The organism is Tenacibaculum discolor (genome assembly GCF_003664185.1).
GTDB lineage: Bacteria > Bacteroidota > Bacteroidia > Flavobacteriales > Flavobacteriaceae > Polaribacter > Polaribacter discolor.
In genome coordinates this window covers 108882-130233 of record NZ_RCCS01000009.1, presented here as the reverse complement: position 1 = coordinate 130233, position 21352 = coordinate 108882, and the positions used below count along the sequence as shown (strand labels likewise).

22 protein-coding genes are annotated in these 21352 nt (G+C 31.4%); 6 read left to right on the top strand and 16 right to left on the bottom strand.

From position 1 onward, the window contains the following. The first annotated feature begins 29 nt into the window (after positions 1-29). Complete coding sequence (locus C8N27_RS12695; protein WP_121147758.1) at positions 30-932, top strand: DUF5777 family beta-barrel protein; 903 nt, start codon at positions 30-32, stop codon at positions 930-932. Between the two features lie 157 nt (positions 933-1089). Continuing rightward, entirely contained in the window at positions 1090-1893 is an 804-nt protein-coding gene (locus C8N27_RS12690; protein ID WP_121147755.1) for a zinc-dependent peptidase, read from the top strand. Positions 1894-1897: 4 nt separating this feature from the next. On the opposite strand, the gene C8N27_RS12685 is transcribed toward C8N27_RS12690, so the two are convergent. The 12 genes from C8N27_RS12685 to C8N27_RS12630 form a co-directional block, all read right to left on the bottom strand. Then, on the bottom strand, positions 1898-2086 hold the full coding sequence (locus C8N27_RS12685; RefSeq protein ID WP_028891241.1) for a YgaP family membrane protein: 189 nt from the start codon (positions 2084-2086) through the stop codon (positions 1898-1900). 2 nt (positions 2087-2088) lie between these two features. Continuing rightward, entirely contained in the window at positions 2089-2394 is a 306-nt protein-coding gene (locus tag C8N27_RS12680) for a hypothetical protein (protein WP_099215687.1), read from the bottom strand. Between the two features lies 1 nt (position 2395). Continuing rightward, entirely contained in the window at positions 2396-5602 is a 3207-nt protein-coding gene (locus C8N27_RS12675; RefSeq protein WP_121147752.1) for an efflux RND transporter permease subunit, read from the bottom strand. Positions 5603-5689: 87 nt separating this feature from the next. After that, on the bottom strand, positions 5690-6763 hold the full coding sequence (locus C8N27_RS12670) for an efflux RND transporter periplasmic adaptor subunit (protein ID WP_121147750.1): 1074 nt from the start codon (positions 6761-6763) through the stop codon (positions 5690-5692). A 20-nt stretch (positions 6764-6783) separates the two neighbouring features. Then, complete coding sequence (locus tag C8N27_RS12665; protein WP_121147748.1) at positions 6784-8097, bottom strand: TolC family protein; 1314 nt, start codon at positions 8095-8097, stop codon at positions 6784-6786. Positions 8098-8217: 120 nt separating this feature from the next. After that, positions 8218-8745 (bottom strand): ferritin-like domain-containing protein, encoded by a 528-nt coding sequence (locus C8N27_RS12660; protein ID WP_147431739.1) that lies wholly within the window; start codon positions 8743-8745, stop codon positions 8218-8220. Between the two features lie 372 nt (positions 8746-9117). After that, a complete protein-coding gene (locus tag C8N27_RS12655; protein WP_121147743.1) occupies positions 9118-10575 on the bottom strand; it encodes an NAD(P)/FAD-dependent oxidoreductase in 1458 nt (485 codons plus the stop codon). A 103-nt stretch (positions 10576-10678) separates the two neighbouring features. After that, positions 10679-11755: a cytochrome d ubiquinol oxidase subunit II gene (cydB, locus tag C8N27_RS12650; RefSeq protein WP_121147740.1), complete on the bottom strand. Its 1077-nt coding sequence runs from the start codon at positions 11753-11755 to the stop codon at positions 10679-10681. Between the two features lie 3 nt (positions 11756-11758). Next, a complete protein-coding gene (locus tag C8N27_RS12645; protein ID WP_028891233.1) occupies positions 11759-13087 on the bottom strand; it encodes a cytochrome ubiquinol oxidase subunit I in 1329 nt (442 codons plus the stop codon). Between the two features lie 74 nt (positions 13088-13161). Then, the gene (gene trxA, locus C8N27_RS12640; protein ID WP_028891232.1) at positions 13162-13461 is read right to left on the bottom strand and encodes a thioredoxin; all 300 of its coding nucleotides are present in this window, start codon (positions 13459-13461) and stop codon (positions 13162-13164) included. 4 nt (positions 13462-13465) lie between these two features. Continuing rightward, on the bottom strand, positions 13466-14449 hold the full coding sequence (locus C8N27_RS12635; RefSeq protein WP_244174754.1) for a c-type heme family protein: 984 nt from the start codon (positions 14447-14449) through the stop codon (positions 13466-13468). A gap of 65 nt (positions 14450-14514) precedes the next feature. After that, positions 14515-15147 carry a Crp/Fnr family transcriptional regulator gene (locus tag C8N27_RS12630; protein WP_099215524.1) on the bottom strand — a complete coding sequence of 211 codons (633 nt, stop codon included), beginning with the start codon at positions 15145-15147 and terminating at the stop codon, positions 14515-14517. Positions 15148-15289: 142 nt separating this feature from the next. Between C8N27_RS12630 and C8N27_RS12625 the strand changes: the two genes are divergently transcribed. After that, on the top strand, positions 15290-15709 hold the full coding sequence (locus C8N27_RS12625) for a CBS domain-containing protein (RefSeq protein ID WP_121147733.1): 420 nt from the start codon (positions 15290-15292) through the stop codon (positions 15707-15709). A 399-nt stretch (positions 15710-16108) separates the two neighbouring features. On the opposite strand, the gene rpe is transcribed toward C8N27_RS12625, so the two are convergent. Together rpe and C8N27_RS12615 are read right to left on the bottom strand one after the other, a co-directional pair. Continuing rightward, positions 16109-16765 carry a ribulose-phosphate 3-epimerase gene (gene rpe, locus C8N27_RS12620; protein WP_099215522.1) on the bottom strand — a complete coding sequence of 219 codons (657 nt, stop codon included), beginning with the start codon at positions 16763-16765 and terminating at the stop codon, positions 16109-16111. A gap of 150 nt (positions 16766-16915) precedes the next feature. Beyond that, entirely contained in the window at positions 16916-17779 is an 864-nt protein-coding gene (locus tag C8N27_RS12615) for a sigma-70 family RNA polymerase sigma factor (protein ID WP_028891227.1), read from the bottom strand. A gap of 216 nt (positions 17780-17995) precedes the next feature. Here C8N27_RS12615 and C8N27_RS12610 point away from each other — a divergent pair, with 216 nt between their 5' ends. From C8N27_RS12610 to C8N27_RS12600, 3 genes are read left to right on the top strand one after another with little or no spacing between them, the layout of a single operon-like run. After that, positions 17996-18565, top strand: coding sequence for an RNA polymerase sigma factor (locus C8N27_RS12610; protein ID WP_099215521.1), 570 nt, complete (start codon positions 17996-17998; stop codon positions 18563-18565). Positions 18566-18571: 6 nt separating this feature from the next. Continuing rightward, on the top strand, positions 18572-18760 hold the full coding sequence (locus tag C8N27_RS12605; protein ID WP_099215520.1) for a hypothetical protein: 189 nt from the start codon (positions 18572-18574) through the stop codon (positions 18758-18760). Positions 18761-18800: 40 nt separating this feature from the next. Beyond that, on the top strand, positions 18801-19619 hold the full coding sequence (locus C8N27_RS12600; RefSeq protein ID WP_121147730.1) for a mechanosensitive ion channel family protein: 819 nt from the start codon (positions 18801-18803) through the stop codon (positions 19617-19619). 286 nt (positions 19620-19905) lie between these two features. Here the strand turns inward: C8N27_RS12600 and porT are convergent, their stop codons facing one another. Together porT and ubiE are read right to left on the bottom strand one after the other, a co-directional pair. After that, positions 19906-20601, bottom strand: a complete 696-nt coding sequence (porT, locus tag C8N27_RS12595; protein WP_099215518.1) for a type IX secretion/gliding motility protein PorT/SprT — start codon at positions 20599-20601, stop codon at positions 19906-19908. A 1-nt stretch (position 20602) separates the two neighbouring features. Continuing rightward, positions 20603-21331 (bottom strand): bifunctional demethylmenaquinone methyltransferase/2-methoxy-6-polyprenyl-1,4-benzoquinol methylase UbiE, encoded by a 729-nt coding sequence (gene ubiE, locus C8N27_RS12590; RefSeq protein WP_099215517.1) that lies wholly within the window; start codon positions 21329-21331, stop codon positions 20603-20605. Positions 21332-21352: the final 21 nt, after the last annotated feature.

Here is a 21352-nt window from a genome sequence, read left to right as displayed (position 1 = left end):
TAGTCTTGATATAATAAAATTTAATTCAAATGAAAAATATAATAAAGTTATTGTTTTTTTTGATTTTCTGTGAGCAAGTTTGCGCTCAGGAATTAATGGATATTTTAAATAAAGAAACTCCACAAACAAAAGAATTTGTATCAGCTACATTTAAAGGAACTCGAATTATAAATGGTCAATCGATAGAAAATAGGAAAAAAGGAGTTTTAGAGTTTTTAATTTCCCACAGATTTGGTAGAATTAATGAAGGAATTGATAATTTTTTTGGTTTAGATGATTCAAATATTCGATTTGGTTTAGAGTATGCTTTTACTGATAACTTAACATTAGGGCTAGGGCGTAGTTCTTATGAAAAAACATACGATGGTTTTGTTAAATATAAGTTCTTAAAACAATCAACAGGAGTACAGAAGTTTCCTTTTAGTATGTCGTTATTTGGTAGTATTGCTAAAAAAACTATAAAGAATTACGAACCAGAAAATGAACCAGATTTTAATGATCGTTTGTTTTATACTACTCAGGTACTTATTGCTAGAAAGTTCAATAAAGAATTTTCTTTACAACTTAGTCCTACATATATACATAGAAATACTGTTGCAATAAATTCTGACCCTCATGATATTTTTGTTATAGGAGCTGGTGGTCGCTACAAAGTAAGTAAAAGAGTATCTATAAATACGGAGTATTTTTATACTATCAACCCCCTAAAATCAATAGACACCCATAATTCATTAGCCTTTAGTGTTGATATAGAAACTGGAGGACACGTATTTCAATTAATATTATCCAATGCTATAACTATGATTGAAAATAGCTTTATTACCGAAACTACTGGAAACTTTTTTAAAGGAGATATTCATTTTGGATTTAATATTTCTAGAGATTTTCAGATAGGTAAAAGACATAAAAAACCTAAGGAAGAAAAAAAATAAAAAATAAAACAGCAGGAGATAAACTCTTTGCTGTTTTTTATGTTTAAGGAAAATATTGGGGAAAAGGTTGCTTAACTGATGCAAAATAATAAAAAGGAAATCTTAATAATGTAACTTAAGTTACATAGACTTATATTAGAGCTTTTTTAAAATTAGTATGAAACCTGTTTTTCTTATAAAATATACCGCTTTTTTTCTAGGCTTTATAGGGGTTGGAGTTAATGTTATAGAGTCTATTTATGTGTACATATTTAACAAACCTCTTTTTGTGCATTTTTACCCAATAAAGAAGAAGCTACCTAAAAAGAAGAAAGAGTTTTTAGTTGAAAATATAAGGTTCTATAAGAAACTAGATGAAAAACAAAAAGTATATTTTGAACATCGACTGACCAAGTTTATCAGAACCTATAATTTTGTTGAAAGAGACGACTTTGAGTTAACTCCAGAAGCAAAAGTTTTAATAGCAGCATCGTATGTTAAATTAACTTTCGGAATGCGTAAATACCTTACAACAACTTTCGATAAAATTATAATATATCCTACTAGTTTTTATTCAACAATAACTAAACAATATCATAAAGGAGAGTTTAACCCAAGACTAAAATCTATTGTGTTTTCTTGGGAAGATTTTTTGTTAGGAGATATTGTATTGAATGATAATTTAAACTTAGGAATTCATGAGTTTTCACATGCGTTAACCTTTCATGGAAGAAAATCGAAAGATGTAAGTGCCCGAATTTATTACCGTTTATTTGAAGAAATAACCAGTTTTATGGATGATAAAGCGAATGCTGAAAGAATTAAATCATCAGGTTATTTTAGAGCATATGCATTAACAAATAAATTGGAATTTGTTGCTGTAATTATGGAGCACTTTTTTGAAACTCCAAAAGATTTACAGCAACAATTTCCACAATTGTATAAAAAGATTCAACTCATGTTAAACTATTCTGTAGTATAAATAGTTACTCTTTTACTTTAAAAACCTTGGTTAAAATATCATCCATTAAACACCATTTGGTTAATGATGATTGTAATAAATTGGCACCTACAAAAGCAGTAAACCATAACCAATTAATATTTACTTTAATAGCTAAGATTAAACTAATAAGTATAAAACTACCAGCAATACCACGTACAATTCTATTCTTCATAATTAAATATATTTATCAATAGGAACCACAACAGCTCGTATTGGATTATTTGTTTCTAAATTTTTATTAAAAGTTTCAATTAAGTTAAACAGTGTATCTATTTTATCAGTTTCAGTAAATGAGAAATACATATATGAACCAGTTGCTTTTTCATTTCCAGAAAACCAATCATTTACAGAAATTACAGGAAAAGAATTTCGAAAACCTTCAATATCAGAAGCACTAAAATTATCTATAGCTGCTTCTTTTAATAGTTTCATTACTTCATTTTGAAGCCCATCAACTACGGTTATTATTAATAACTTCATCTTATTTATAGTTTTTACGTTCAATTAAATAGTATACTAATGGTACTACCAATAAGGTTAGTACAGTTGCAGTAATAGTTCCTCCCATTAAAGAAATGGCTAATCCTTGGAAAATAGGGTCAAATAAGATTACAAATGCCCCAATAACTACAGTACCTGCAGTTAGTAGAATAGGAGTGGTACGTACTGCACCAGCTTCTATAACAGCTTGTTTTAACGGAATTCCTTCTGCTAAACGTAAATTAACGAAGTCAATAAGTAAGACGGAGTTTCGTACCATAATTCCTGCTAGTGCAATCATTCCAATAAATGAAGTAGCTGTAAAATAAGCCCCCATCATCCAGTGTCCTAAAATAATTCCTACCATAGATAATGGAATTGCAACCATCATTACAATTGGAGCTTTAAAGTTTTGAAACCACCCTACAATCAACATATAAATAATAATGATTACTCCTAAAAAGGCGATACCTAAATCTCTAAACACTTCTAAGGTAATTTGCCATTCACCATCCCATTTTACGGTGTAATTATCTTCAAAATCGGGTTGTTTAATGTATAGCTCATTTAATTCATATCCCTTTGGAAGTGGAATCTCTTTTAATTTTTCTTCCATTCCTAAAATAGCATAAGCAGGACTTTCTAACTCCCCAGCCATATCAGCCATCACATATACCACACGTTTTTGATTCTTTCTGTAAATACTTTTTGCACTGTTCTTTTCTTCAATAGAAACCAAATCACTTATAGAAACCATAGTACCGTGTTGCGATTTAATCTGTAACTGAGCAATATCTTGAACAGAAGACTTCTCTTTCTCATCCAAAGCAAACACAATTCCTACTTGATTAGAAGCGTCTTCATCATATAAGGTTGAAACCGCTCTGTTAGACAATGCCATATTCAATGTGTAAGCAATTTGCTGAGGTGCCACACCATACAACATTGCTTTTTCCTTGTCGATTACAAACTCATATTCAGTTTGATTGTCTTCTACCATCCAATCGATATCTACAACGTCATTTGTATTATGTAAGATGTTTTGAACTTCATTAGCAATTTCAATTTGCTTTTCATAATCTGGCCCGTACACTTCAGCAACAATGGTTGATAATACAGGTGGTCCTGGTGGAACTTCTACTAATTTTACATTTGCTTTGAACTTTTTAGCAATGTTTTGAATGTCAGAACGCATCAATTTAGCTATATCGTGACTTTGTATACTTCTATCTTTTTTGTCAACCAAGTTTACCTGAATATCCGCCATATTACTACCACCACGTAAATCGTAGTGACGTACCAATCCGTTAAAGGTAATTGGGGCAGAAGTACCTACATAACTTTGGTAGTTTACTACTTCTGGTCGTGTAGCTAAATACTGTGCAATTTCTTTGGTTACCGCATCGGTACGCTCTAATGTGGTACCTTCAGGCATATCAATTACTACCTGGAATTCGTTTTTATTATCAAAAGGTAACATCTTTACAGCTACCGATTTGGTAAAAAACAACGACATAGAACCTAGTAATAAAACAATAGTGATTCCTAAGAAAGCCCAACGCTTGGTTTTATTTTCAATAAGCGGACGCTCGAATCGTTCATACAATTTATAGATTAGCGTGCTTTGCATTGCTTTGGTTTCATCTTCTTCAACCTTTTCCTCGGCACCATGCTTGTCTTTTTCGCGTAAGAAAATATATCCTAAATACGGAGTAATTGTTAACGCAACAAATAATGACAAAATCATGGCGATAGAAGCTCCAATAGGCATTGGACTCATATAAGGTCCCATTAATCCAGAAACGAATGCCATTGGTAATACCGAAGCAATTACGGTAAAAGTGGCTAATATAGTTGGGTTACCTACTTCGTTAATAGCATATAAGGCAGCTTGCTTAAACGGTAATCGTTTCATTTTAAAATGCCTATGCATATTTTCGGCAATAATAATGGAATCATCTACCACAATACCTGTTACAAATACCAAAGCAAATAAGGTAATTCTGTTTAAGGTATAATCTAACATGTAGTAACTTAACAAGGTAAGCGCAAAAGTGATGGGAACTGATAAGAATACCACTAAACCACCTCGCCATCCCATGGCTAACATTACGACTAAAGTTACGGCAATAATTGCACCGATTAAGTGTAATAATAATTCTGACACTTTTTGAGATGCTGTTTCACCATAGTTACGTGTAACTTCAACATGTACATCATCAGGAATTAAGTTGGTGCGTAAATGATCAACCTTAGCTAAAATAACATCGGCAATTTGCATTGCATCTGCACCTTTTCGTTTAGCTACCGATATGGTTACCGCTGGATATTCTGATTGATATGTCGAAGCATTACTACTCGCTTGTCCGTACCCAAAACTTACATAGTTTTTAGGAATTTCTGGACCGTCTAGTACGTTCGCAACTTGTTTTAAATAAATTGGTTGATTTTGTTGTACACCAACGACTAAGTTTTTAACATCTTCAGCAGATTGTAAAAACTTTCCTGTAGTTACTAAAAACTCGGTATCATTTTTATCATAACTTCCAGCACTCAGTTGCTGATTGCTGGCTTTTAGCATTTTAGTAACCGATAAAAAGTCTAGTCCACTTGCAGCTAATTTATCTTTATCTATTACAACACGTACTTCACGATTTCTACCTCCAATTTTTTGAGTAATCGCTACATCGTTTACCTTTTCGATTTCGTTGGTAAGTTCTTGTGCCATTTGTTTTAATTGATAGTCATCATAGTTTTCACTCCATAATGTCAACCCTAACATAGGTACATCATCAATTGCACGTGTTTTTACCAAAGGCATCGTAACACCTTTCGGCATTTGATCCATATGTTTGTTAATCTCATTATATAGTTTTACGAACGAGCGCTCGATGTCTTCTCCAACATAAAACTGAACAATGACCATTCCTTGTTCTTTCATCGAAGTAGAGTATACGTACTCTATTCCTTTGATGTTCGAAATTATTTTTTCTAAGGGTTTGATAACTCTCGATTCTACCTCTGTAGGGCTCGCTCCTGGATACCCTACAAAAATGTCAGCCATAGGCACATCAATCTGTGGTTCTTCTTCTCTCGGAATTAAAAAAGAACTGTACACACCAATTACCATAAACACTACCATTAATAATATGGTAAGTTTAGAGCCTATAAACCCTTTGGCTATTTTTCCTGCTAAACCTTCTTTCATGTTTTATTATTTTGGGCGTTACCACTAGGTGGTCGGGCTATTCGCGCTACATGGTAGCTTGCTTCTATCCCTAACGCAATTTTTTACTTATTTAATTGTAATGTTCGCTCCGTTGTATAGCTTACCTTCAGAAGAAACGATATAACTTTCATTGGCAGATAAACCTGATAAAACTTCTACTTGATCTCCAAAAGTTCTTCCTAAGCGTAACCAACGCAATACAGCAGTATTACTTTGACTTACCGTATAAATTCCTGATAGTTGTCCTTTGTGTACTAAAGCTTCTGACGGAATTAAAACCATGTCAGTACTTTTTTGTGTTTTTTCAACAGGAAACTGAACAGTAGCAAACATTCCTGATAACAATTTCACATCGGTTTTATCTAGGTTAATTTTAACTAAGTATTGTCCTCCTGTGTTTTTTGCTGAGGTACTTACTTCTGATACGTTACCTGTAACTGTTTTGTTGATTGATTTGATAGTTACATCAACCTTAGTATCTTTTTTAATTTGAGAAATATCACTTTCTGGTACTAACGCAGTAACTTCAAACCCGCCTTTTCCTTCTACAGAAATTAAAGGCATTCCAGGATTCGCCATTGCACCTTTATCGATAAATTTGTTAGTTACCACTCCTGAAAATGGGGCTCTGATATTCGTGTAAGCAAACTGAGAATTGATTTCATTTCTCATCTGTTTTGCAGCTTCTAAATTAGCTTTGGCAACATTGTAATGAACAGTGATATCGTCAAACTCCTTTTGAGAAGCGCTATTTTGTTCAAATAAGTTTTTAAAGCGATTGTAATCTTTTTCAGCACTTGAAAATCCTGCTTTCGCTTTAATAATGTTAGCCTCTACTTGAGCTTTCTTAGCTTGTAAATCGCTGTTATTGATAGATAATAATAATTGACCTTTGTTTACTTTATCACCAACTTTTACGTGTATGTTAGTTACATAACCCATCATACGAGTACTTAATTCAGCACTGTTGGTAGCTTCCACTTTTCCGCTTGCTGTTATAAACGGATTGTTATCATTAGCGGTTACTTTAGTAACTTTTACAGCTACTGTTGGTTTGTTGTTATTGTTTGTTGTTTCTTTTTTACCACAGCTTAATGCTAAAAGTGATGCGGCAAGGGCGATTGTATATATAGTTTTCATTTGTTCGTTTTTACTGTTGATTATTCTTTAGTTAAAAAATCTAAATAAGCTTTGGTATAGTTGTATTGATATATGGTTTGGTAATATTCTAATTGTTTTTGAGCGTATTGTGTTTCAGTAGTCAATAAATCGGCCGTTTTCTCTAGTCCTTCTTTAAATCTGTTTTTTCTGATTCGTAAGGCTTCTTCTGATTGTTGTAAGGCCAATTCGGTTAACTTTAATTGTTCCTCAGCATCGTTTAACAATCGTTTGGTATTATTTAACTCTAATTGACTTTTAGATTTGTACTGTTCGTATTCTAATCTAGACTTTTCATACTGTGCTTTACTTTTTTGTGCTTTTCCGTAGCGTTTAGAGCCTTTGAAAATATCCCAAGTTAATTGCGCTCCTATTACGTAACCACTTGCATCTGCATTGAAAATTTTATCATCGTACAACTCGTAACTACCAAAAGCATTTAAACGTGGAAGAAAATCCATCTTATCGGCTTTGTGCATTTTTTGATAAGCCTCAGAAGCTAATTCCATTGCTTTAATATCTGAACGGTTTTCAGAAATAGTAACGTCAGCTAGTTGATTCGTTAAGTGTACTTGCAAACTATCTGAAGGTTCATAAATGTTGTTTTGTGTTTCATTCATTAAAAAAGACAGATAGTTAGAAGCATTTAGCACATTGCTTTTTGCTGTTTGTAACTGATTTTTTACTTCAGTAACTCTAACTTCAACTGCTAGTACATCTGCACGTTGTAAATATCCCTGCTTAAAACTGTTTTCTGCCATTTGTTGGTTTGCTTCTGCAGCTTTTAATGCTTTTTCTAATACTGAAACTCCCTTGTGAGCTAATTGCAATTGCATGTATGCTTTTTCTACTTCAAGTAATAAATATTCTTGAGTACGTTGTGTTTGCAAGTTGGTTGCTTCCATTTTAGTTTTAGCAGCTTTACGTTGGTAAATACCGTCTAAATTGACTAAAGGTTGTTGTACTTCAATTTTAGTAGCGAAGTTTTGTGTTCGTTTTGGGTTATTCAATAAATCAGGATTGAAATCTGCCTGTGTTAAAATTTCCTGATTCAATTTACTACCAAATGCCATTAATGGGTTGGTTGTTACAATTCCTGTATGAGAGGCAGTAATATTTGGTAAGAATACAGCATTGGTTTGCTTATAATCGGCACGTGCTTGCTGATAGTTTTGTTCAGATATTTTTAAAGAGGTGTTATTTTCCTGAACTCTTTTTAAAACTTCACCTTTTGAAATGGAAATTTTAGTTTGAGATAGGGTAGTAGCAGATATAAAAAGTGCTACCGTAAATAAACTTATATATGATGTTTTCATTTTTTCTGTTTTGTTACAGCAAATTTAGTGGCATAAAACACAGTAGTCAGTAACTAATGTTACAATGAAAAAACGCCTAAACAAAAGTCTAGACGTTATTTACTAACAATTAAAAATCAACTAATACTTGGAAATGTTTCTGTTAAATGCGTTTAAGTGATTGTATGAAGCGTTTAATAAATTAGTATATACATTTATACTGTATTTATCATTGGTGTTCTTAATAGCTAACTGTAGATCTTCAATATCTTTTTCTTCAATTAACTTACCTACTTCAAGTGCATTTAGTTTAGATTTTTGTCCTTTACTTATTAACTCATCATATAACTTTTGAAGTTCAGAATTTTTAAAAACACCTCTTTCTTTATTTAAGGTAAAGGCAATATTATTGTATTGTAATAAACCTTTCATGGCGTTCATATGTCGTTCTTCACTTTGACTGATGTTTCCAAAAACACGTAGGTTCCATTTTTCATTAAGGAAGTTATAAACATCAAAAGCTAATTTTTCTTCCTCTAACATAAAAAGCATTTCGTTTTTTTCTTGTTGAGAAAGAGTAAGGTCGGTATTGTTTGTATTCTGGCAAGAGCTACTAATACTTGAAAAAAGTAATAAGAATAGCAAGCCTATTGTGTTTAAAGTTTTCATAATAACAGCTTTTAAATTATATACTAATTTAAATATTGTATAGGCTGTAGTCTGCAACTTTAGTTACATAATAGTAAATTTAGAGACATAAAACAGAGCAATCAATAACTAATATTATAATAAAAGTGTATTCACATGACCCATTGTAACAATACTTTAGCTATTTGTTAGATGGTTTTATAATGAAGGATACTTTTTTGAACGAAATCTTAAGATCTCGTTCCGCCGTGTCCTCCAGCAACAACAATCATTATTTTTAAGCTCAAGTAAATAAATATAAAAAACTGAATTATAGGATTTTGCATTCTTCTTTTCGCTTTTTGGGGTATTCTCTCCATTGGTAATATGTTTTAAATAAGTTTTTAAGGTTGTTTATTCTGGAATTAACCACCAAAAAGGTTTCATTTTTGCTTTATAAATAAAGGCATAGTGTAAGGCTAATTTTAACCAATGTCCTGCTAAACCAATTTCACCAAAGGTGTTGTTCATTTTTCTTCCGTGAGTGTTTGGATATTTCTTAAAATCAGGAACAATAGGAAATGTTGTTATACTTACTCCACTACCACTAAAAGCTCCATACTCAGCAGAAGCAATGCAAGCAGCTCCCATATTTCCCATAGAACCTTTATCTTTAGTTAATGGTGTTCCTTTTAGAAGATGATTAATTATATTATTGGCTACTAACTTCGCCGTTATCCCAGAAGGCATTCCTGTACGAGGGGGTGCTGGAAATATATGGGTACCGTTTTTACTTGTTCTGGGTTTGGAAATTGTATGTGGTGGAGCAAACGCAATTCCAGGAGCAAAAATATTGGTATAATTGGGGTTTTGATAAGTTTCTGGCCAATCTTGAACGCTCCATTCTTCATAAGGTTTACTCGTATAATTGGCATCAACAATCATAAAACCTTTGAATAGTTTATGTGTTATATTCTCGTTTTTTTTGTCGAAAGCGTTAAATCCGTGACCAGAAAAGGCTGGGATAAGCATGGCAAAATCAAATGTTTCTTTCTTATGATCTCCTTCTAATGTTTCGTAATGGGCTATACCATCTTCTATTTTATAAACTCCGGCTTTAGTTATATGTTTTATACTGCGGTCTTCAAAAATCATTTCGACCATTTCACTAGATTTCATATTAATATTTTTATACCTCAATAATATTCCATCCATTCCAAAATCTCCTAGCTCATATTCATTTGAAATCCACGTAATTTCAGCGTTGTCTCGTACGCCATGGTCTCTTAGTTCTTTTTCTACATTTAAAATATATTCAAATGCAGCTCCTTGGCAAGTTGATTTGGCATGACCTGTACCTATAAGAATTTTTGTTTTTGTACCCTGTTTCATTTTTTTAATAAGTGCTTCCAGACCTTTCCATGCATGTTCTGCATGACCATAAGTGCATACTGAATATGTTTTGTTTTTCCCTGGAATTAACCCTTCTGTTGCTTCAAAATTAAGCTTCGGACCTGTCGCATTGATTAAAAAATCATAGGTTATTTTCTCTTTTGTTCCTTTCTTTTCACCTGAAACATATTCAATTAACACATAAGGTTTTTTTTCTACTGAATCTCCTTCTGGATGAAAAGAAACAGCTTTAGCTTGTTTAAAGCCGATGTTTTTTTTCTTATATAATGGAGCCAACGGAAAAAGAATATCTTTAGGTTTCATTTTGCCAATTCCTACCCAAATATTTGATGGAATCCATTGGTAATTACTGTTAGGTGATACTACTAAAACTTCGTGTTTTTTGGGAAGCTTTCTACGTAAGTGAGCGGCAGCAACATGACCTGAGATACCTGCTCCGAGAATAACTATTTTTGACATTTTCAGTTATTGTTAATATAATGATAATGAGAACAAGTTATTCATTATAATGTTTACGTACAGTTACTTTTGTTACATAACTAAAAATTGATTGTATGCATTGTTAATGCTCGCCATAGTCTACATCATCCATTTTTCCTTTAAAAACTTTATACTGAATAACAAAATAAGCAACTACTAGTATGGCAGCTATAAAAAACCAATTTACACCAACAGATAAACCGTATTCGTCAGCAGCTACATTGTAAATTGTTAAATCTGGATTTATGTTATTGGTAGATGGTAAAACTTTTGGGAAGATTGATGCAATTGTAGTTGCCAAACCTCCTAATAAAAACAACGAAGAATATACAAACCCTGTGATGTGTTTTGTGTGTTTTTTTATGTTGAATAAACCAAATAACCCTACAAAAGTTAGTACAGGGAAAATCCAAAGGAAAGGATGTTCTATAAAATTATGAAATGGTTTAGGTTCTATAACATGCCAAGCGAATAGAGAAATAATTACTAAGCCCAATAAAACAAAAGAAAGAGTAAAAACAACTTTTTTTAATTGGTTATTAATACTAGCATTGGTTTTGAAAATAACCCAATTGGCACCATGAATTGTTAGTGATACTACCGCAATAATTCCTAGAAGTAAAGTAAACCAGTCAATAACACCAAGTGTTTCAGAATGAGGAGAAAATTCTGAATTCCATAAAGGGAGGAAAAAATAATGTGCCTCATGAGTAGAAACACCATCTACTACATTTCCTAGATTAACACCACGCACAACATTTCCTAATGCAACTCCAAAAAATAAAGCAAGAAGTAAGCTGGCAATTCCAAAAGCTTTATCCCAAATACTTTCCCATATTCTATTGTGTATTTGTCCTCTAAGTTCTAAACCAATGGCTCTAAAAATTAGTAACCATAAAACCATCATTAAAGGGAGGTAAAAGCCACTAAATGATGAAGCGTATAAAGTAGGGAAAGCAAAAAATAAAACACCACCAGCAGCAATCAACCATACTTCGTTTGCATCCCAAAATGGGCCTATTGCTTTTACAACCTTTTTTTTGTCCTCTTCTTTTTTAGCAAAGAATAAATGAATAATTCCTGCGCCAAAATCATAACCATCTAAAATAACATAAATGGCTAACATTGTAACTAATACTACATACCAAAATAGTTCCATAACTTAACGTGTTGTTTGAGGTCCTTTGTTAATGATTTTTCCAACTAAAATTAAAAATAACATTCCTAATAGTAGATATAATCCGATAAATCCTAAAAGAGTAAATAAAGTGTTTCCTGATGATACTGTAGGAGATGCTCCAGCAGATGTTCGTAGTAAATTATAAACTAACCAAGGTTGACGACCTAGTTCAGCAGTATACCAACCTGTGGTATTAGCAATATAAGGAAATGGAATAATGAAGAGTAATGACCATAAAATCCACTTTGTATCATATAACTTTTTTCTAAATAATTGAACAATGCTAGCTAACATCAAAGCAATAAAAATAGTTCCTAACCCAACCATTATATGATAAGCATAATATAAACCAGGTATGTTTGTTGGGTAGTTTTTTTCATCAAATTCATTTAGTCCTTTAATTTCTGCATTCCATTCTTGATAGGTTAAAAAGCTTAAGATGTTAGGAACAGCAATTTTATTGTCTAATTTTTTCTCCAGCATATTTGGTTGTCCAATTAGAACTATTTCAGAACCTCCTTTTTCTGTTTCAAATATTCCTTCCATAGCGGCAAAGGTTATAGGTTGATATTTTACTACATTTTTAGCGGCTAAATCGCCTGTAGGAAAAGCAACTAAAATAGATGCTACAACTCCGAAAACAACTCCAGTTTTTAAAAATAATTTACCAAATTCTAAATGCTTCTTGTTTAAAAGGTAAAGAGCTCCAATACCAGCAACTACAAAAGAACTGGTAACCAAGGAGGCTGCTTGATTGTGCAAATAAGAAGGCCATAACCATGGGTTTGAGAATAGAGCTGAAAAGTTATTTAGTACAAACTTACCGTTGGCTAGTATTTCATAGCCTACAGGATTTTGCATCCAAGAATGTGTAGCAATGATTAAAAAGCCACTTGCCCAAGAACCTAAAAAGACAAGGAACCCAGTTAAAAAATGAAGTTTATGTCCTAGCTTTTTTTCACCAAATAAAAATAATCCTAAAAAGGAAGATTCTAGGAAGAAAGAAAACATTCCTTCCATAGCTAATGTTTGACCTATAATACCCCCAGTAAGCTCGGAGAACTTAGCCCAGTTAGTTCCGAATTGAAATTCCATAGGAATCCCGGTAACTACTCCCATGGCAAAGTTTAAAGCAAAGATTTTCATCCAAAACTTAGCAGCGTCGTTGTATTTTTCAAGTTTAGTTCTTAAAAATTTCCACTTAAAGAAAACTATCATTAGCGATAGTCCCATTGTTAATTGTGGAAATAAGTAGTGAAAAGTAATAGTGAAAGCAAACTGCATTCTATCATAAAAGAGCATGTCTTCCATACCGAAGATTGTTTACGAGGTTATTAAATAAGAACGTTTTTTAGTAGCAATAAGGAGGAATAAAAATAATGATATTATTTCACATGGTTATTAATAATACTAATCAAATCGTTTTTATATAACATTCCTGATTGTCTCCATAATAGTTTGCCTTCTTTAAAAAGCATAAAGGTAGGAACACCCCTAATTTGGTAGGTATTGGCTATTTGTTGATTTTTATCAATGTCTATTTTTAAAATAATAACATTTTCTCCTAAATCCTCTTTTACTTCTTTTAATATAGGAGCCATCATTTTACATGGACCACACCATTCAGCAAAGAAATCAACCAAAACAGGTTTGTCTCCTTTAATTATTTCAGAAAATTTTCCCATAATTTTAATTTTTAAATGTTATGCTCCAAATTCCTCGTACCTGATTTACATCATAACCTTGAGCTTTATCGGTAGGGTATAGGAGAGTTAATTCTTTTAAAGTTTCAGGTTTTATTTGTGTGTTAGGAGTTCCATGACATTGTAGGCACATACTATTTGTTATAATTGGATAATAGAATTTAGTTTTGTTACCTACTTGTTTTGTAACAGGTTTAATTTCTTCTTTATTGCTTACAACTCTTTTATATCCTTCAATAATGTTTAATTCTTCAGTGTTTGCAGTATTATTGAGGTTTCTTGGTTTGTCTGAAACTCTTTTAATGGAAGCATTAAATTTTGTAGCCATACTATCGGTTAGCTTGTAGGCTTTTTCGTTACAAAACTTTAAAGCATGTAAAGTTCCTTTCTTTTGAATAGCTCCCATTAAGTTTTTACCTAATGTTTTTTTTGTTTCCATAGCATATGTTAATCCAATTTCTTCAGGAGTTTTTTTAGTGTTTTTTTGACTTATCTTTTTTCCTGAATTGATATAACTTTTTCCTTGTTTAGATTCCCAATGCTCTTTAAACCAACTAGGTTCTTCAATTTTATAGTTATATAGATAATTTGCTATCTTCTTGAGATCTTCTTCTTCAAATTTTTGATAAGGCATCACTCCAAATCGTTTTACAGCTCCTCTCATCACTGCTTTTTCTTTCGTAGGGTTTAATACAAAATTGAGAAAGTTATTAGTGAACTCTTCTTCTGAAGTATTTTCACCAATATAATGAGCTTTAATAGCAATCATTGGAGGTGCAACTCTCTCGTCGTTTGGAGTAGAGGAGTTATGGCATACAAAACATTTTGTTTCTAATAATTTTTTGCCAGAAGGGGTTGTAGCTTTTTCAACTGTAACTTCTTTAGTGTTCTTTTTTGAATAATCACTTTTTTTAGATTGATTACAACTAAAAAAGAATAATACAGTAATTAAGATAATAAACTTGTACATCGTTCTAATTTTTACCATAAAGGTAGAACGATTCTCTTGTAAAAAATGTAACTTAAGTTACAAGGTTAAAGTTCTAACACTTTAATCTGATTTCTATTCAGTTCTATTTTATCTTTTTTTTCTAAAGCTTTTAAAAGTCTTGAAATAACTACTCTAGAAGTATGTAAGTCATTAGCTATTTGTTGGTGTGTTACGCTAATTGTTTCGTTTTGGTTTACTAAAGCTTTGTCTTTTAGATATTTTAATAAACGTTGATCCATGTTTAAAAAAGCAATAGTGTCAATAGCATCAATGAACTCTTGTAATCTACTATGGTAGCTATGCAAAATAAATTCTTGCCAGCTTTTATACTTGCTAAGCCATTCACTCATTTTTTGTTTAGGAATCATCAATAGCTTTACATCGGTTTCAGCCACAGCTTTGATTTTACTTTTAGTTTGTCCCATACAGCACGAAAGGGTCATGGCGCAAGTATCTCCCTTTTCTATATAGTATAAAACTAAGTCGTCTCCTTCTTTATCCTCACGTAAAATTTTTATGGCACCACTTAATAACAGAGGGATAGAAGTAATGTAACTGCCAATATCAATAATAACTTCATTAGCTTTTACTTCTTTAGCTATAGCAACATCAGCTATTTCTTTTAATAATGCTTCCTCAAATAAATAACCGTAGTATTTCTGTAAATCCTCTATCAAGATAAAATGTTTTTGTAAAAATAGTTAAATAATTACATTTTAGATAGAAATAAAATAGATGATAATCTATGATTTTAATCAGGTTTATACTTGTTTTTATTACTGAAATTTGAAGTAAATAATAACACAAAACCTTACAAAGATGAAAAAAAGAACACCAGTTTCAGTTATAATGACTAAAGATGTAATTACATTAAGTAGTACTGATGATTTAATGACGGCAGAGAAAATATTTAAAAAAGAACATATACGACACATTCCAGTAGTTAGTGGAAATGAAATAAAAGGAATGTTAAGTTATACAGATTTATTACGAATAAGTTTTGCTGATGCAGTTGATGAAAATGAAACCGACGTAGATACAATAGTGTATAATATGTTTACAATAGACCAAGTAATGGCGAAAAATCTGGTAACTGTAAACTCAGATACAACGATTAAAGAGGTAGCTGAGATTTTAGCAAAAAAAGAGTTTCATGCTTTGCCAGTTGTTGATAATAATGAATTAGTAGGGATTGTAACTACCACTGATTTAATTTATTACCTATTAGAGCAGTTTTAGTCCTTTCTTTAATATAAGTGGATATGAAAAGTTAAAATTTATGGTAAAACCATACTTTTATTATGGTTTTTTTTGAGTTAAATTGTTTTGTAGAATTTATTTTTGAGAAACTCAAAATACTTTATCATGTTAAAAAACATTTCAAATTTAGGTTCAGTTTTAAATAAATCGGAACAAAAAACTATTCAGGGAGGATGGACATATGTAATGTGTACTAAGTGTGAACCTCTTCCTCCAGGTTATATTTGTATGAATGAAGTATATTGTGGAGGAGTATAAATCCATTCTAAACAAGATTACATTAATATTTACTATTCATATTTAGTAACCCTTTTAAGGGATTATAGGGCTGTTAAACTAGAAGCGTATTTAGAAATATTTCTAAATACGCTTCGATTTTTAATTTATAATAGTTTTTAAATTTTCAATTGTTTCGGTAGGGTTGTCACTTTTGAAAACAAAACTACCAGCAACCAGCACATTAGCGCCAACTTCTACAAGTCTATTAGCGTTTTGGTCAGTTACACCACCGTCAATTTCAATTAGGGTAGAAGCTTCACTAAATTCAATCAAATTTTTTAACTGTTGAATTTTTTTGTATGTATTTTCAATGAAAGATTGCCCTCCAAACCCAGGGTTTACACTCATAATACAAACTAAATCTAAATCTTTAATAATATCTTCTAAAACGGCTATAGGTGTATGCGGATTTAAAGCAACACCAGCTTTCATACCAGCAGCTTTTATTGCCTGCACAGTTCTATGTAAATGTGTACAAGCTTCATAATGTACGGTTAAAATATCGGCGCCTAAATCAGCAAAAGTTTGAATATAACGATCAGGGTCAACAATCATTAAGTGTACATCAATAGTTTTATTAGCGTGTTTTGCAATTGATTTTAAAACAGGCATTCCAAAAGAAATATTTGGAACAAAAACACCGTCCATAATGTCAATATGAAACCAATCTGCTTTACTATCATTAACCATTTCAACATCACGTTGCAGGTTACCAAAATCAGCCGCTAAAATTGATGGGGCTACAAGTTTTTCCATTAATATATAAGTTGTTGTGTTGTTATTAATTGCAAATATAGTTAAAACTAAGAGCATTAAAACCAAAAAGAAAGCTCTCAAATTTGAGAGCTTTCATTCATTAATCAAAAAACGAATAGTTACGATAACTATTTGTTGTTGTTTATATTATTAACCTAAGTAAGTCATTAAAATCTTACTACGAGATGTATGTTTTAATCTTCTGATGGCTTTTTCTTTAATTTGACGTACACGTTCACGAGTTAAATCAAATGTTTCACCAATTTCTTCTAATGTCATTGGTTGGTGTTCTCCTAAACCAAAGTATAGTTTTACAACATCAGCCTCACGTGGAGTTAATGTTTCTAGCGCACGATTAATTTCGATACGTAATGATTCGTGTAATAAAGTTTTATCAGGGTTTGGTGATTCACCTGAGTTTAATACATCATATAAATTAGAATCTTCACCCTCAATTAGAGGAGCATCCATTGATACGTGACGTCCAGAGTTTTTCATTGACTCTTTAACATCATTAACAGTCATATCTAATTTCTTGGCAATTTCTTCAGCACTTGGAGGGCGCTCATTTTCTTGCTCTAAGAAAGCATACATCTTATTAATTTTATTAATAGAACCAATTTTGTTTAAAGGTAAGCGTACAATACGAGATTGTTCAGCCAATGCTTGTAAAATAGACTGACGAATCCACCATACAGCATATGAAATGAATTTAAAACCACGCGTTTCATCAAAACGTTTAGCAGCTTTAATTAATCCTAAATTACCTTCGTTAATTAAATCAGGTAATGTTAATCCTTGGTTTTGGTATTGCTTAGCAACCGATACCACAAAACGTAAGTTAGCCTTAGTTAGTTTTTCAAGGGCTCTTTGGTCACCAGCTTTAATTCTTTGTGCTAATTCAACTTCTTCATCAGCAGTAATTAAATCTACCTTTCCTATTTCTTGCAAATATTTATCTAAAGACGCGGTTTCTCTGTTGGTAACCTGTTTTGTAATTTTTAGTTGTCTCATCTACTTCAAGTATATTTTAATTTATCAATCAGTCTACATTACCTTATACGTACGCTATTAGAATAATGTTACAAAGTTTTTGTGTTTTTTGAAAATTTTCGTCTATTTGTTAAATAAATGTTAAAATTTGTTATTAAATCCTTAATTAGGTGACCACGTAATGGACTAGGTGTCTAATTAATGTATAACTAAGAAGGAAACTAACTATACTGCCCATTGGAGAGTATTGATGTAAAGAAAATAAGCGACGAAGATTTAGTTCGTAAAATAGTAGAAAAAAATGATACTCATTTATTTGCTGTTTTATACGACCGTTACGCTGGCGTGGTGTATAATAAGTGCTATGGATTTTCCAAAAGTAAAGAAGAGGCTCAAGATTTAACACATGATGTATTTATTCGTTTATTTGTTAAATTGAGAACTTTTAAAGGAAAATCTAAGTTTTCTACTTGGTTATATTCTTTTACTTATAATTTTTGTGTTAATTATGTACAAAGAAATAAGGAAAAGAAAAAAGAAAAAGTAACAGTAGTAACTGATGAAATAAGAGAGGAAAGTAGTATTGATGATATTGATGACGCTACACTATTTGAGCTAAAGTCAGATAAATTGGCTAAAGCACTCGAAATGATTTCTCCTTCAGAGAAAATGATTCTATTAATGAAGTATCAAGATGAGATGAGTATTAAAGATATTTCAATAGGATTAGATTTAGGGGAAAGCGCAGTAAAGATGCGATTAAAAAGGGCTAAAGAGAAAGTAGTGAAAGCGTATAACGAATTGTAATAAATTATGGATAATCCATTTAAGAAAATATTACATAACGAAGAGTTGCCAGAAGTACTAAAAGACAAAGTGCTTAATGATGTGGCAATGATAAAGCTATCAATAGACATGGCTGATTTATTCGTGGTTAAGTATCCTAATGCTATTATTGATTTAATAGGAGGAGGTACTGAACCAAATGGAAAAAAAAAGTGATACTAGTTAAGACTAACCAAATACACTATACATAAAAGTTATGAGTTTTTTAAATATAGATTTTTTAACCCCTTTTAAAGATATCTTTCAAGATATAGTAGATTCTTTACCAACAGTAGCAGGATTTTTAGCTTTTGTAATTATTTCATGGCTTGTTATAAAAATATTTTTATATCTCGTCAGAAAGGCATTAGCAAAAACTAAGATAGATGAATGGTCTAAAAAACTAAGACAAACAGAAATTTTTGGAAGTAGTACCATAAATATTGTACTTACCAATGTTATTTTGGCAGTATTAAAATGGTTTTTAATTTTTGTTTTTGTTATGGTTGGAGCTGAAATGTTTGGTTTAACTGTAGTTTCTGAAGGAATTAGAAGCTTTTTTGCATATTTACCTAAGCTATTAACAGCTGTAGGTATTTTTGTAGGAGGTGCTTATTTAGGAACCATGGTGAAAAAGGCAATTCAATCTATGTTCAAATCTCTTGAAGTTACAGGAGGTAATTTAGTCGGTAATATTGCTTTTTACTTAATAGTTGTGTTTTTGTCTATAACTGCATTAGATCAGGCAGGAGTTGATACTTCGGTGATTAAGAGTAATTTAACTCTTTTGATTGGTTCTGTATTATTAGCTTTTACTTTAGCTTTTGGTTTTGGAGCCAGAGATGCAGTTTCAAGGTTACTTTTTGGTTATTATTCGAGAAAGAATATTTCTATAGGAGAAAGCGTTATTATAAATGATGTAGAAGGAGTTGTAGTAGCAATAGATAATATATGCGTAACAATTAATACAGTTGAAGGTAAAGTTATTCTTCCAATTAAAGATGTGGTTGACAATAAAATAGTTATAAAAAAATAATAAGAATTAACATTTTTTTATATCTTTGAAAACGCTAAAAACAATGTTTTTAACAGTACGATAGATTTCGGGGGACTTCTATCCAACCTAATAAAGAGAAATCTTTATGAAATAAGACCGCTTTTGCGGTCTTTTTTTGTTAAATTAATGTGACCTAAAAAAATAAAGTGTGTCTAACAAGTATAGAGTAATAAGAAATCGGGGGACTTCATATTATTTTTAGAATTAAAAAGGCTTTCTACATAGAAAGCCTTTTTTTATTGTAAGTATGTATAAATAAAAAGTTTTATTCAAAAGCTAGGTGTAAAAACACTCCTCTAGTACCTAAGAAATTAATAGGGTCAGTCCATTGAGAAGACTTATTATCGTATTTAACTTCGTTATTAATAGCAAAAACACCCCTTATTGAAGGAGAAAATTTAAAATAACTTAGATAAAAATCTACACCTATACCAACCTCGTACATAAAGTTATTGGTTGTTGTTCTAAACTCTCCCGCAAAGTTATCATCATTGTTTTTTTCGTTACTCGAAAAATTATGGTCGTATGAAAGCCCACCAATAACATAAGGTCTCATATTATTTAGCCTATTTGTGCTAAATTTTAATAATAAAGGTAGGTGTAAGTATGTAGCACCAACCTCACGTGTATTAACGTTTTCTGGACCAGAGATATGATTGAAACGTAATGTTTTGGTGTTAGACATTAAACCCGGTTCAAAACGTAGGTTAATATTATTATGTAATCTTAAGTCAGCTATTAACCCTACATTAAAACCAATAGATGATTCTACTTCAATTTCGGGATCGCTAATATTACTTGGTTTATAAGAAATTTTATAACCATTATTATTAGCACCAAGGTAAAACCCATAGTGAAAAAGAGGTTTGTCAAAACTAGGAAGTTTTAATATTTTTTCTCTTTGTGCTTGCGTTGATAAGGACGCTACTAAAATTACGAAAAGTAAAAGCTTTTTTAACATACTATTTTAAAGCGGTATAAATTGATGCAACACCAAATGTTACAGGTATATTCTTTGCATTCTTAAACCCATTTTTTTGTAAAATATTGTTGAAAGCCTTTCCAAAAGGAAAAGTATTTGCAGTTTCTGATAAATATGAGTAAGCAACTTTGTCTTTTGAAAAGAGTTTACCAATAATAGGTAAAATATAATTAGTATACAATTTATACCCTTGTTTAAAAGGAAACTTGGTTGGGTTAGAGGTTTCTAATACAACAAACTTACCACCAGGTTTTAATACGCGTAATATTTCAGTTAAACCTTTGTCTAAGTTTTCAAAGTTTCTAACTCCAAAAGAAACAGTAATTGCATCGAAAGTATTATCAGGAAATGGAATGTTTTCACTATCACCAACAATCATCTTAATCTTATTGGACAAATTTGCTTTAGCTATTTTTTGTCTTCCCACCTGTAGCATTCCTTCAGAAATATCTAAACCTACAATTTTTTCAGGATTTAATTCAGACATCATTAAAGCTAAATCACCTGTACCAGTAGCAATATCTAAAATTTGTTGTGGATTATTTTCTCCTACTAGTTTTACTACTTTTTTACGCCAGCTAACATCTATTCCTAAAGAAATAACACGGTTTAACCCGTCGTAATCTTCAGAAATATTGTCAAACATTTGAGCAACTTGTTCTTTCTTTCCTAATTCAGAATCTTTATATGGTTTAATCTTTTCAGACATATGTTTTTGTTAGGTTTACGG